Source organism: Trichocoleus sp. AS-A1 (assembly GCF_039962015.1).
In the GTDB taxonomy this organism is placed as follows: domain Bacteria; phylum Cyanobacteriota; class Cyanobacteriia; order Cyanobacteriales; family FACHB-T130; genus FACHB-T130.
The window spans coordinates 127,119-140,434 of sequence record NZ_JAMPKG010000004.1 but is presented as its reverse complement, the minus strand read 5'-3'; the positions used below and the strand labels follow the sequence as shown (position 1 = coordinate 140,434).

10 protein-coding genes are annotated in these 13,316 nt (G+C 47.5%); 4 read left to right on the top strand and 6 right to left on the bottom strand.

The genetic code is table 11. From position 1 onward, the window contains the following. The first annotated feature begins 437 nt into the window (after positions 1 to 437). Positions 438 to 2,237, top strand: coding sequence for an EAL domain-containing protein (locus tag NC994_RS04935; protein WP_190439809.1), 1,800 nt, complete (start codon positions 438 to 440; stop codon positions 2,235 to 2,237). Positions 2,238 to 2,336: 99 nt separating this feature from the next. Next, entirely contained in the window at positions 2,337 to 3,011 is a 675-nt protein-coding gene (locus NC994_RS04930; protein ID WP_242030429.1) for a hypothetical protein, read from the top strand. On the opposite strand, the gene NC994_RS04925 is transcribed toward NC994_RS04930, so the two are convergent. Both NC994_RS04925 and NC994_RS04920 read right to left on the bottom strand, forming a co-directional pair. Continuing rightward, positions 2,959 to 4,113 carry an extracellular solute-binding protein gene (locus NC994_RS04925; RefSeq protein WP_190429677.1) on the bottom strand — a complete coding sequence of 385 codons (1,155 nt, stop codon included), beginning with the start codon at positions 4,111 to 4,113 and terminating at the stop codon, positions 2,959 to 2,961. The two genes, NC994_RS04930 and NC994_RS04925, sit on opposite strands and share 53 nt — an antisense overlap. Positions 4,114 to 4,162: 49 nt before the next feature. Then, positions 4,163 to 4,798, bottom strand: coding sequence for a phycobiliprotein lyase (locus NC994_RS04920; protein WP_190429678.1), 636 nt, complete (start codon positions 4,796 to 4,798; stop codon positions 4,163 to 4,165). Positions 4,799 to 5,288: 490 nt separating this feature from the next. Between NC994_RS04920 and NC994_RS04915 the strand changes: the two genes are divergently transcribed. Next, positions 5,289 to 5,666: a hypothetical protein gene (locus tag NC994_RS04915; protein WP_190412895.1), complete on the top strand. Its 378-nt coding sequence runs from the start codon at positions 5,289 to 5,291 to the stop codon at positions 5,664 to 5,666. 92 nt (positions 5,667 to 5,758) lie between these two features. Here NC994_RS04915 and cobT read toward each other — a convergent pair whose 3' ends face one another. The 4 genes from cobT to NC994_RS04895 form a co-directional block, all read right to left on the bottom strand. Then, positions 5,759 to 6,874 (bottom strand): nicotinate mononucleotide-dependent phosphoribosyltransferase CobT, encoded by a 1,116-nt coding sequence (gene cobT / locus NC994_RS04910; protein WP_190439807.1) that lies wholly within the window; start codon positions 6,872 to 6,874, stop codon positions 5,759 to 5,761. Between the two features lie 88 nt (positions 6,875 to 6,962). Then, positions 6,963 to 7,718 carry a DUF2232 domain-containing protein gene (locus tag NC994_RS04905; protein ID WP_190412786.1) on the bottom strand — a complete coding sequence of 252 codons (756 nt, stop codon included), beginning with the start codon at positions 7,716 to 7,718 and terminating at the stop codon, positions 6,963 to 6,965. A 114-nt stretch (positions 7,719 to 7,832) separates the two neighbouring features. Continuing rightward, positions 7,833 to 8,360 (bottom strand): universal stress protein, encoded by a 528-nt coding sequence (locus NC994_RS04900; RefSeq protein WP_190439805.1) that lies wholly within the window; start codon positions 8,358 to 8,360, stop codon positions 7,833 to 7,835. A 58-nt stretch (positions 8,361 to 8,418) separates the two neighbouring features. Then, positions 8,419 to 9,126 carry a Crp/Fnr family transcriptional regulator gene (locus tag NC994_RS04895; protein WP_190412784.1) on the bottom strand — a complete coding sequence of 236 codons (708 nt, stop codon included), beginning with the start codon at positions 9,124 to 9,126 and terminating at the stop codon, positions 8,419 to 8,421. Between the two features lie 530 nt (positions 9,127 to 9,656). Here NC994_RS04895 and NC994_RS04890 point away from each other — a divergent pair. After that, positions 9,657 to 13,295 (top strand): hypothetical protein, encoded by a 3,639-nt coding sequence (locus NC994_RS04890; RefSeq protein ID WP_190439803.1) that lies wholly within the window; start codon positions 9,657 to 9,659, stop codon positions 13,293 to 13,295. The last annotated feature ends 21 nt before the right edge of the window (positions 13,296 to 13,316 follow it).

Genomic DNA, 13,316 nt, shown 5'->3' with positions numbered 1-13,316 from the left:
TATACATTCTTTTCCTGTCTTCGCTGATTTTTTCATTCTAGGCGGCTTGACCGTTACCTAGGTTCGATTAATAAGGTTAGTTACTATAGGAAGGTAAGAACTTCTTATATTTATTTTTGATAAGCATTAAATATAAAATTTTGAATTCAATTATTTTATTTTCCCTTGCGAGTGAAATTATAATGAATTAATTGTCTAATATTTATGGATAACCCCATAAATATTGCTGGTATATTTGGCTTTGAAAAAGTATAAAAATAGACTTTTATCCAGTGAGAGGGTGCATAATTTCACTTAAATAAATGTTATTACAGATTGATAAAATCTAAATTCAGGAAGCAGGACAACCTTTATAAATTAAATAGTTTGCAAAACATCGGGGAAATAAAAAGTTTGATTTTGTAAGAAAAACCATAAATTAAAGGAAATTTAGAGAAATGGCAAAAATTCTAGTTATTGAAGATGAAGAAGCAATCCGCGAAAACATATTAGAACTATTGGAGGCAGAAGAGTTCGAGGCGACAGGTGCAGAAAATGGTCTTGCTGGCGTACAGATAGCAAGAACGATTCGCCCAGATTTAATTATTTGCGATGTCATGATGCCCGATTTAGATGGTTTTGGTGTTTTGATGGCGCTGCGTCAAGATCCTGTCACCGCAACAATTCCCTTCATTTTTCTGACTGCCAAAGCTGAAAAAGCCGATTTGCGTCAAGCGATGGAATTAGGGGCAGACGACTATTTAACCAAGCCTTGTACGCCTGAGGAAATACTCAAAGCGATCGCTGCCCGCCTCGAAAGACAAAGAGCCATTACTCTACCCTATACCTTAGCGCTCAGGCAAGCAGCAGAAAGACTCAATCACTTAGTTCATTACGATAGCGTGACAAACCTTCCCAATCGCTTGCTATTGCGAGAGCGGTTTAATCAAGTTATCAGTAAGCGACAAGATGAACACAAAAGCGATTCCAAAACCCAGGAGAACGAATCGCCTCTTGCCTCTGCCCAGCAGCCACTCAACGTTCAACCTGTCCCGCTGCTGTTTCTAGGATTAGATCGGTTTCAACGGATTAGTGACATCTTGGGAAATCAAGGGAGTGACCGATTAATTAAACTAATTGTCGAACGAATCACCACCTGTCTCAGCCGACAGGACACGATTGCGCGATTGAATTTAGATCAATTTGCAATTATTCTGGCAACCTTAAGTCAAAGACAAACGGTTGCCAGTGTCGCCCAAGCGATTTTGTCATCGCTGAATGAACCCTTCTCCTTAGAAGACGGTCAAATCTTCCTCACTGCCAGCATTGGCATTACCTTCTATCCCAACGACGGGCAAGATTTAGACACCCTGATGAAGATGACAGCAGCGGCGATGTCCTACACCCAAAAGCTGGGAGGAAATCACTATCAGTTTTATGCGACGGACATCAAGGCTGATTATGGCGAAGCGCTGGTGCTAGAAGCGAGTCTGCGCCGTGCCTTAGAACAAAGTGAATTTCAAGTGTACTATCAGCCCCAAGTAAATCTCCAAACCGGAGAAATTAGCGGTGCAGAAGCCTTAGTGCGTTGGCAGCACCCGACGCGGGGGCTGGTTTCACCGGCTGAATTTATTCCTATGGCAGAAGAAACGGGTTTAATTGTCCCGCTTGGCGAGTGGGTATTGCAAACTGCCAGTGCCCAAACGCAAAAATGGCGAGACGCTGGATTTATATCGTTCCGCGTGTCAGTGAACTTGTCGGGGCGTCAATTTAGCCAAGCTGATTTAAGCCAGCGAATTGTCCGAGTATTGGAAACTACAGGTTTGAACCCAGATGCATTGGAATTAGAGCTGACTGAAAGTATCCTCGTGCAAAATGCTTCGATGGCGATCGCTACTTTAAATGAACTGAAACAGTTGGGGATTCACATCGCAATTGATGATTTCGGTACTGGCTATGCTTCCTTGAGCTATCTCAAACAATTTCCCTTTGACACTTTGAAAATTGACCGATGCTTTGTTCAGGATGTTACTAGCGATACCCAAAACCGAGCGATTATGACCGCCGTGATTCAACTCGCTCACAATCTGAATTTGAAAGTTACGGCTGAGGGGGTAGAAACTCGCGCTGAACTAGCTTTCTTAAGCCAGCAGCATTGCGATGCCATGCAAGGCTATCTATTTAGTCGTCCCGTACCCGCAGCAGAATTTGAAACCTTGTTAAGTGCCGGTAAACGGTTGCCGATGCAAGTTGTATGAATTAATCTACGTTTATTTACAAACCGTTCGCTGAATCAATCGCTGGAACCATTAGCAATTCTTACCAGACAATAACTGCATGAATTAGCGCGAGTAAACATGGAACCTCTACAGGAACCAACCAAATCTGGAGCGAAACTTAAACAATTTAGGCAGGCGTACACGGCAGATGACAATGCTGCCAGAAGCCAGATCCACCAAACAGGGAAAAAGATTGCTTCTTCCTTGCTGTTATCAGCTTTAGCAATTCTTACTTCGTGTCTTGTCCCTTTGTTAACGCAGGCACAAACACCACCCACACTGCTGCCTTCTCCCGAACCTTTAGACTTAAAACTACTCGATCCAGAGTCTCGCCCACCGAGAAGTCAAGTCATTAGAGCCGATAGTATGTCCCAAGCTAAACCAACGGTTCCCAGCCTTTGGTGGGCGGAGGAACAGTTTGGTGGCAAATTACTAGAGAACTGGCTAGCGTACCCGGATCGCCAGCGGGTGGATTTGGTTGTAAACCGACAACTCTGGAGCCTTCTGAACTATATAGGACGCTATAGCTTTGTCAACAGCTTTGGGACGGTTGCCAGAGATTATGGCTATAACACCAGGGTGTTTATTGCCAATCAACCACAAGAACCGCTAGCAACCTACACTTGTAATTTCAGTACCACTCCAGTCGTCTGCGATCTGGATATTGTCTCCTCTGGTCAAGATAGTCTGCGAGTTCGTTCTAAACCGTTGGGCGGATTTCCTGCCACAGGGAACGATACGCAAGCGCCGTAGACTGGGGAAGCGGAAACAGAAATTCACTCTTGTCCAGTATCTGAGTATCTGGCAGCAAGATCGAGTTCGTTTTTAAAAATTCAGGTAACTCTGCTGGGTTCATGCCAGCAACAATTGGTGAGGCGGCGCGGCTGAACAGAGAAATTTCCGTAGCAGGTTTGGATTCCCAACAAAAATTAATCCAATCTTGCAACAGAGGATTCGCCGCAGCACCAGCAGGTTGCACCCATAAGTCTGACCACAAGGCGGTTCCAGACATAGGAACCACCGCAGCAATGTTGCGATCGCGCTTCATCACCGACAATACATCTGTTGACCAACCCACCGCCAGCCAGGTGTCTCCTAGCAATAACGGTTGCAGATAGGTATCGGAACTGTAAAATTTCACCTGCTGGTGCAACTTTTGCAGGGTATTTTTCAACTCAGGAATTCTGTCTATCCGTTCCGTGTTGTAAGAATGACCCAACCGTTTTAAGGTTAGACCAATCACTTCTCGCGGTTGATCTAAAAGTGAAATGCGATCGCGCAGTTCTTCTCGCCACAAATCTTGCCAATCCGTCGGTGTCCATCCCAAAGATTTGAATTTGTCGCGGCGATAGATAATTACTGTGCTTCCCCAGCGATAGGGCGCACCCCAAATTTTTCCAGCGGGGTCAGATTGACCTTGACTATTGCGTTTCACAAGTTCTTGCCATCGGATTGGCAATTGATTCCACCCTCCCGCCTGTGTGAGTTCGAGGGGTTGAATGAGTTTCTGCTCAATTGCCTGTGCTAACCAGAAATCTCCCAAAGTCACTAGATCGGCAATGACGGGTTTTTTCGGGGTAATCAGCGGTAAGTTCCGACCCCAGCCCTGGTTCGCTTTACCGGGATTCTGCCAAGTTTCTAGACTCGCAAATAAATCTTTTAACTGTGTGGCTGGCGTAAAATCTAGAGTTGCCGATTGCTTGAGGCTCTGGCGAAATTTAGTTAACAGCTGAGCGGGAATGGAATTTTTCAGAAGTCTAACTCTTAGTGTGGGGTTTTGGGAATTTCCACACCCTGCAAGCATCTGACTCAAGGTCAGCGTTCCAGCACCCAGCAGAAAAGACCGTCTCTTCATAGTTGTAGCAACTAGCAATCCTTCTGATTAGCAATTCGCTATTCGCTGTTTATAGCGCTTGTCGGCGCTCGACACCAAAGCCGACCAAATCGATTACCGTTGGTTGTTCTCCGGGTTCGGGTCGTTGGTAAGTAATAATTGTTCTGATCCGCGTATCCGGCGCTACAATCCGCATTTGATCGACCGCAACAGAACGTCGATAATAGGTGATCATTTCCAGCGTTTGGCGAGTGGGCTGATAGGTAAAGCGCCCCGCGATCGCTCCCGCTTCTGAGTATCCCTCATCCCGCAGATAAAAACCTTTAATCGCTTCCCCATCTACAACTTCCGCCACGATCGGTGGAGCGGGGATTTCGGCGGGCGATTCCCCAGGCACCACGTAGGCATCCGGCACAAATAAAGCCTTCAAACTCATGGATACTCGTTCGCCCGTTTCCGAGACGGTATCAAAGGCGATCGCAAACCCAGGACAGGCATTTTCTTCTTCGGTTGCTTGGGCAAGATTTACCTTTATGCCATTTGACGAAGAAAAGGACAAAATTTGCTGCTTTTGTTCCCATGTCAGGGCTTTTACCGAATATTCCGTATGAGAGCGTTCAATCTGACCACTAAGGACAGAATGATACATTCTTTCTGTTGTCCATACCCCGGTGCAAGCGGTAAAAAACTCTCTGATGCTGAGCATTTTTTCCAAAAAAGCAATATTTAACGCAAGTAAAAGGTGATTAGCTTGCTTGATTAACTTAACATACGTCCGTGTTCTTCGGTGCTGATAAAGGTTCTAGCCGTTGCTACAGTTTTTTGCACTGCGATCGCCCTTGCCATCTTCTTTATCTATTCGATAAGTATATTGGATAAGTATATTTTCTGTTCCTCCTTTTGATAGAGGAACTTCTTAGGGCTGAAAATCAAAATAAACGGAATATAGGGCTAGAATCGCGAAAATTTCCAATAAATCTTCAGAATTGAGAATTTAATATTTCTACATCATAAATCCTGCTATAAAAACCGCTTTTCATGTTTATTCAGCCTTGACCTAAAAAGGCTCAATCGATCCCAACTCCAGCTTCATAAATTCATCTTGCTCAATAGTTAAATAATTTGTAAGTAAAACAGTTTTTTAACTATTTTTTTATAACATGAAAGAAATCAAGTTAACGCCTAGTGGGAATTGCATGGATTCACTTCAAAAGCAAGTCATCACTTTAAATCATAAAGTTGATGTCCTTTACGAAATGATTGACCAGTTGAGCGAAAAAGTCTCTGAAGCTTTGTCTAAAAGCAAAGCAGCGGCTATCCAAGGAGGTACACCCGCACCTTTAGGAGTCAGTAATAGCCGCTATGCCTATAAAAGCTACAGCAATCAGTCTCCAGTAATGGAGCACAAAGATGTCTTAGTTGATACAAACTCTGTAGATAGTAACTCTCATAGCAGCGAGAAAGATTTGTCACCGACCATTCAAATCCAACGGCTAACGGCACAGCTCACCGCTGCCTATAATCGCATTGCTGCTTTAGAAGAACAGTTACTCTCTCAGAGAATTCACTCTTAAACAATCAGCAGGCGGGATACAGCTAGAAGGCTTGCAGATAGAGAAGAAAGAATAAACACTGGCTTTATGCTTCACACTTCATATTTCAGACTTCAACAACGCTCGATTAACATTTCAATGGCTTGGAGTATTTGCTCCTGGTGCCAACCCTGAGTTAAATGAGCCGCGATCGCACATCCGCCCGCACCCATGCCTTCTTTAACGTATCCCTGCTCATAAGCCCGCAGTTGAGGATAACGAGAGGGCGCAAAACTCAGCCCAGTCCCCAATAAGGGGACTGGGCTAATTGTTTTTGCTAAGCCGACCGTATCGCCAGTCGGATCTTCTGCCACCCAGCGAGTCGTTCCCACCACAACTTGTTCGGGTTTCCAAGATAGGGAATATTGACGCCCAAGCGCTTGCATCAAGGCATAGACAGCCAGCATTTGCGTTCCACCAGCCAGCATGACACCGCAAGTGCGACTCGCAGCGATCGCCATCCCCGCAACCGCAATTTGCATCGGATCGCCAATTGCCGCAACCAGATGTAAAGGGTCTTGTGTCAGATGAATGCTACCCTTATGTCCCTGAGCCTCTCTGCTCCTAAAGGCTTTCAGCCCAGCTTCCACCACCGCCCACTTTTGCGCGTGATTGCAGCTAGGATGGCTGCTGTTGACCTTACCGGCAGCGGGGACACCCAAGCCCGTTAAAATTGCCAAAGCCGTTGTCGTTCCCCCTACCACGCACTCTCCCAGAATTAAATATCCATCCGGGATACTTGCCGCTAGTTTTTGCCCCCAAATTAGTCCTTGTTCCCACAGATGTTTCACTGTCGCGAGAGGCAAAGCATTTCCGCCGCTGAGACACTGGGCAGGGGCACCTTCCAAATCAATGACTGGAACAGTTGGCGGCTGGGGCAATCCAGCATTGAATAAATAAACGGGAATACCAAGTGCTTCAACCACCGCGCGGGAGATTAGCACTGGAGAGGCACCCGCTTGCAGAGGAGGCAGAGGATATTGAGGCTGAGGCTGAGGGCCTTTATACAAAAATTCCGCATCTGCGATCGCTGTATATTGTCGATCCTGTGGCGTTGCTCCAGCTGCTGAAATACCGGGGATCAGCCCGGTGGCGGTAAAGCCCAAAAGACAAGCAAACACCGATGGACGTCCCCGATATCGCTGGAGCCATCGATGTCCCTGTTCTATCTGAGTGTAGACATGAATCATCGAGTTTTGGATTTTGGATTGAGGGTTGAGTCGTGGTAAGGCTCAAAGCAACTGGAAAAAGGCGAAATCAACCTTTAACTTTTCACCCTCATTCTTCATAATCCAGCAGCACTTGCACCCAATGAGGGGGACGGGGAATCGGGTTGCCCAAACGATCGAGTAGCAGCAAAGCCACCAAATGTACGACAAACAGATAGATAACGTTATTGAGAATAATCATGCCGAATGCGATCGCTTGAATCAAAGATAGACTCGGCTCTTGCAGTAGCCCGATCTTGACAAATACCCACTCTGCCAGTTCCGTCACCTGGCTAGTCATGTAAACCCAGAGGTCTTCCCCCAATAAAATCGACAGCAGCCAAAACCGAAAAAAGAATCCAAACGTACCAATAATTGTCCCCGTACCAATCGAGAACAGCCAGCTGCTCCTGCGCCGCCACAAAGCCCCCAGTTGGACACCCATGAGACCGTAGGGGATCAGAAACAGAATGCTGCGAGTTGGTCCCATTAGGACGGACAACAGCAACCCAGAAACCAACGCTGCCATCCAAGCCGCCCGGTGTCCCCATCGCAGGTATACGAGGGCAATCGGGATTGGGAAAAACATCCGCAGCAGCGGTCCCATTGGAAAGTAATAATTAATCAGCCAAATCAGGCTACAAGTACTAGCCAGAAAGGCAGTTTCCACCATGATCAGGGGAGCAACTGCTTTCACCTGGGGTTCGGAATAATTGTTCCCTTGGGCACTGGTTGCCGGGGGCGTTTCGCTTAGATTCGCCTCATCTTCGATTTTCTGAGAATTCCCCAGACCAGAAGCTTGACCGTCTTCAAAAGGATCGCTCATGCAGATTAAAAAACAAAGCCAGATCCTAAATTTAACCTCTATTCCCGTTTTGAGCCGAGCTTCAGCAGCTTCAGGAGAGAATTACAAGACCCATTACCAATTTCCAGTATCCCTTTATCCATCCGCTATTTCCCCAGTCGCCAGTGATTCAGGATGCTCCGTATCTATGCCCTGAATTACCAACACCGAACAGGGAGCGTGGTGCAGCACATAATTACTCACACTCCCCAGCAAAGCTTCTGTCAATCCCTTGTGCCCCCGACGTCCCATCACAATCAAATCGGCACCCCAATTCTCAGCTGCTTGACATAACATTTGCCCAGCCTCGCCTACTTTGTAATCAAACTCCGTCGGCACTTTCTGACGGGTAGATTTTTCGCAGTAACTTCGGAGCAAATCTTGCACCTGCTGGATTCGCCTTTCGAGCGTGAGGTGGTGATTCTCATAGGATGTCATCATCTGAGGATACAAACCCATCTCACCAGAGAGCCGTGGCGTTATTTCACCGAGTATCTCGCTATTGAGGCAATGTAGCAGCATCATTGCTCCACGATTCGCCTGCGCCAATTCCAGCGCTTGAGCGAAGACAGCCTGACATAAAGAAGAGTCGTCGATAGCAACCAATATTTTCTGAAAACCCATGACTAGGCACCCAGATAAATGGCAGTCGGGCACCCAGAGTGCCGCTGCCGTGTATTTATTAGACGATTAGCCGTTCCAAAGCCGCCAAATCGGGAATGCACAAGATATCGTGGTCGCGCATAATCAGCGCCTTTTTTTCCAGCTTTGTTAAAACCCGTGTCACCGTTTCTCGCGCCAGACCGCTGAGGCTGCTTAACTCACGATGGGGTAAATTGGGGATCATCGTTCCTTTTTGGGCAGTTTTTCCCTGTCCTTCTGCCAAGAATAATAACGTGTCGGCAACGCGGGACATACTATCTGATTCTCGCAATCGGAGGCGACGGTTGACTTGACGCAGGCGTTTTGCCATCAACTGAGCCAAGCGAACGCCTGCTAGTGGTTCGTTATGAATTAACTGAACAAAATCTTGAGCAGGCATACTGCCAATCGTCGTAGGAGTTAGCGTAATCACATCCGTTGAACGAGGAACCTCATCCAACGCTGCCATTTCGCCAAAAAGTTCTCCTTTGCCAAGAATATTCAGCGTTACCTCTTTACCATCAAGGTTGTAGGTGCGAATTTTCGCCCAACCCTCCAGAATAAAGTAGACAGAGCCGCCCCAGTCATTTTCCAGCAAAATCACCTGATTTGCAGGATGGGTACGAGTGACGACATGGGAAGTGGCTTTCTCCACAACGGTCTCTGGTAAGCCGGTAAACAAAGGTGTGGAGCGAATCAACGCATTCATGTTAGAGTTCGGTTCGCGGGGGGTGTATCGGTCTTCCATCGGGCCAACACAAATGAAAAAGCTAAGAACTGATAAAGAGTGGCCCACTGGAGTGGGGCTAGCTGGTAGCGTTTGAATCAAGAGCAACCGTTGAGCCGGAAACTTTCAGCAATCAGGTCGGCATCTCCCGAATATGGTGTTTACGCTCTCGAAGATAATTAGGCTGAACAGGAGGCTCTTGGCAGCGTACCAATCAGAGTTAGGAGGCACCCATTGAGCCAGTGACCCTATCTTTATTATCCTCATAGAGGAAACCCGCGACTCGCTGCTGACGCATCTAGCAAAACTCACATCTTAATCCAAAACGCTTTGATTTTGGGCGATCGCCTTCTTTGTACCCATTGGGTGACAAAACGCTACAACCCAAAATTCTATCTACATTTAGAATTACCAGTCTTGAAATAATTCACCCGGTAGATGCAACACCCTGTTTAATATAAGTTGTTCTTGTTGGGCAGTCTAACATTATAGGCAGTGGCAGTATAGTAACTTCTGATAACTGTGCAATCGTTCTAGCCAGGGATTCCATTGTGACTCACGAGACGGATGCGATTTCTACACTAATCGCTAATATTGACAGCATCCTCCACAAGGCCAGCTCCCGTCGGCCTTGGCTCAGGTCAGTTGATGTCCAAGAGCAGCGTCGGCTTCTAGAGCAGGTTCGTACCTATTTAGTCTCACAGCAACAATTAGGCGCTGGAGATGAAGCTCGGCATCAGGAATACCAACCGCAGGCAACAGCACGACAGATTGTGCAAGCGGTTGAGCAAGACATGGAAGCGGTGCGAACCAGCTTGATGCACTCCTTGCAGGGGGATCTGGAGAGTCTCCGCCAACAGCGGGAATCTCTGGTTCTAGAGATTCGGCAGATGGAGAGTTATCGGCTGCACCATCGAACGCTTGCCCAGCAACAAGCGGCACAGCAGCAACTAATTTCCGAATTTTTGCAGGTACTTTCTAGTCGCTTGCAGGAAACTCTCACGCAACAGATGGCTCAAACCCTGAGAAATTTGGAAACTCAGTTTTTGAGTGCTGAGGTACTCCCTCCAGAAGGTCAAAAACAACCGTATAATTTCTCACCTAGCTATTCAGACGCAATATCTAGCAACTCTTTACCTTTACATCCACGAGAGCGCCTGGAACAACTGCAAACGTTACAGGCAAAATCCGATCAACTGCTAGCAACCCTGGATTCAACCATTCGTACAGTCTTCGAGGCACTGCAACGCAATCTTGTTAGCTATCAAGAGTCCTTGGCCCAAGGACTTGATAAAATGCACAACTTGGGGCAGCAAAGCGAGGTGATGTTTACAGAGTTGGTAAATCAGCTCACCGAGCAGTTCCAGCAAGAAGCCTCAGCAATTTTGCAATCATCTCGGCAGTCACAAGTAGATGCAAGTAGCGCGAGTACGGCTGCGACAACACCAGGGATCGGCGCTCTGCAACTGCCCTATCCCCAGAGGGAACCCCAAACGCTGGATCAACCCCCCTCGCCACCTTCTAATCGCAACGAATTCAATTTCTCGCCGAATGATGTTCCTGTCGCCAGACAGCCATTGCCATATCCGGGGATTGAATTGCCCCCCCGCTCGGTGCAACAGGAACAGCCGCAAAGTCCCCAGTTCAATCTGCCAACGGACCGCTTAGGCGAGTCGGTTCAAAGCCAAACCTCCTCAAAGGATAATCTTTTTGGGACAGCATCGTCTGCTAGCACTCCATCGAACCCTACCTCTGGTGCCCAGAGTAGCGGTCTGGAAGACTTGAATCTAGAGAAATTGGGCAATCTGGAGATGGCATCGCTTGATGACGATGATATGAAAACTATCTTCCAGACGGAGCCTATCCTTCCCACGATTCCCGACAGGAAGCGCGACGAAATCGACGATTTTTTTGAAAGCTTGTTTGGGACGCCGCCGATCTCACAGAGTCCCGAACAACAAGCTCAAAAAGTTGAGAAACAACCGGAGAATAATCCCGCCGGAGATACCCAAACTCAAGCAGAAAGTATAAATCCAATCATTCCTCAAGATTCAGCCGGAGAGAGGAACCCTCGCCCTTATAGCAGTCAGGACTCTTTAGAGGATGCCCTGTTTGCAGGTTTGGAAGACCCCGCTGAAGATGCCGCGATCGCGCAACCACCTGCGAGAGTCGAGCAAGTTGAGGACTCTTGGGAAAATGTTTTATTTCCAGAAGATTGGGAAAGGACTGTTATCCAAGCTGAGAAGTGGGCGATCGCTCCGACGATTGCCAGTGACAATCAAAATGTCGAAACCAATGAAGCCTTCAATCCTGAAACAGTGGAAGAAGGGGATCTGGTCATTTCGGCACTAACCGATCTGTTGCAGGAGGATCTGTTCCAGGAGCAAGAAGTACTGCCACCGGAATCTCCCTTGCCAATCGTCACACCTCCGAGTGTGGAGGAAATCACTCAAATCCAGAATACTCAAATCCAGGACATCCAAATCCAGGACACTCAAATCCAGGATACAGAGCAACCTGCAACCGAGGAAGCTGCAAGTCTGGAAGAAGATATCTACATTCCAGCTTCGCCAGACGAGAATCTGCTGGCGATGGATACTTTCTCAGTTGACCAAGACGAATTTTTTTGGCTGGATAGAGATACACTGCAACTGCTGAGCGAAGATTTGTCTAGCTTTGAGGCACCTCAGGGGGGCGTATTCCCGCCATCAGAGGAGCAGAGAAGGGATATAGAGGCGGATTTTAGCGATAACGCTATAGAGATCCAGACTCAAGATGACTGGTTCGCAGAGGAGGAAGAGCTTTTTGGGACGGAGATACCAGAAGGGACGGTTGATGCTGTTGAAACACAAGCAGAAGCGTCAGAAATAACCCAGAGGACGAGACACCAGGAAGCTTTGCCAGTGACGGAACTGGATGAGTTGTTGATGGAAGATTGGGATGATCTCGCCCTAGATAGCTTTGTGGAGGAGGATTCTGTTCCTGGAACAGATGAGGAGTCAGAAAGATTGCCGTCTGGGGAATTCAGTTTAGGTTCAGAAACAGAAAACGCGATCGCTCACCATCCACAAAATTCCCATCAGGAGCAACCGGAAACGGCGAACACGACAACAGCCGATGAAAGAGCGGATTGGAATTTGGCTTCCTTGTTCCCTGTAGAACCCTTAGACCCAGCGCCAGACAAAGCGATCGCTTTTCTTCCCCCCGCTAATCTTGATGAATCGTCGGAAGTATCGCCCTCGCTAAGTTCGACATTAGAAGCAGAACTTGGAATACAGGAGGATCGAGAATACATAGCCGATTCCCAGCAACAGACGTTAGGAATCACGTCAACAGAAACGCCAGAAGAGATGCCAGAAATCATCGATTTCGATGAATCGTTGGTATTCCCCGAAGAAGTCGATCTACTACCTACAGAAACGGCGGCGCTGGAACACGAATATGTTGCTGACTGGGAGTGGGAAGAAATGCCACCGCCAGCCAATCCGTCAAGGGAGGCACCAGCCGCCATCGATTTCGACGAATCGTTGGTATTCCCCGAAGAAGAAGTCGATTTAGAGCTACCACCAATCGAAACGGCGGCGTTAGAACAAGAATACGTTGCCGACTGGGAGTGGGAGGAGTCAGCCAATCCGTCAAGGGAGGCACCAGCCACCATTGATTTCGATGAATCGTTGTCATTCTTCCCCGAAGAAGTCAATCTACTACCTACTGAAACGGCGGCGCTAGAGCAAGAATACTTCTCTGACTCGGAAGCACAACAGACGCCAGAAATTACTGGTGAGGAGACAGCAGTATCGATTGAGTTCGATGAATCGTGGGAATTATTTGCCGATGAGGAACAGAGTCTAGAAACACCCAGAGAAAGAGCGATCGCGTCCGATGCCGATATTGATGCGCTAACTGGGTTGCAGGAAGAAGATTTAGGCGACTGGGAATTTGAGGAAATGCCAGAAATTTCGCAAGTCGAAATAACACACCTAGGGGAATCGGATTGGCAGGAAGAATTATTGCGATTGGAAGAACTGATCGCTCCACCAGACGATGCGATCGCTCAGTTCCCTAACAATCCACCGATGGCAACCGAGGAAGAAGCCGTTTCTGAGCCGACGCTGCCTCAACCTGACGATTTTGATCTGGAGCTGGATATATTTTCAGACTCATCGAACCCGGAAAAAAAAACTCCGTAGGGATACCCACTCAGGGAATTA

Bases quoted from the DNA above. Each gene is read 5' to 3' on its own strand.
- NC994_RS04935 (WP_190439809.1), top strand. From the start codon at position 438: ATGGCAAAAATTCTAGTTATTGAAGATGAAGAAGCAATCCGCGAAAAC.
- NC994_RS04930 (WP_242030429.1), top strand. From the start codon at position 2,337: ATGGAACCTCTACAGGAACCAACCAAATCTGGAGCGAAACTTAAACAA.
- NC994_RS04925 (WP_190429677.1), bottom strand. From the start codon at position 4,113: ATGAAGAGACGGTCTTTTCTGCTGGGTGCTGGAACGCTGACCTTGAGT.
- NC994_RS04920 (WP_190429678.1), bottom strand. From the start codon at position 4,798: ATGCTCAGCATCAGAGAGTTTTTTACCGCTTGCACCGGGGTATGGACA.
- NC994_RS04915 (WP_190412895.1), top strand. From the start codon at position 5,289: ATGGATTCACTTCAAAAGCAAGTCATCACTTTAAATCATAAAGTTGAT.
- cobT (WP_190439807.1), bottom strand. From the start codon at position 6,874: ATGATTCATGTCTACACTCAGATAGAACAGGGACATCGATGGCTCCAG.
- NC994_RS04905 (WP_190412786.1), bottom strand. From the start codon at position 7,718: ATGAGCGATCCTTTTGAAGACGGTCAAGCTTCTGGTCTGGGGAATTCT.
- NC994_RS04900 (WP_190439805.1), bottom strand. From the start codon at position 8,360: ATGGGTTTTCAGAAAATATTGGTTGCTATCGACGACTCTTCTTTATGT.
- NC994_RS04895 (WP_190412784.1), bottom strand. From the start codon at position 9,126: ATGGAAGACCGATACACCCCCCGCGAACCGAACTCTAACATGAATGCG.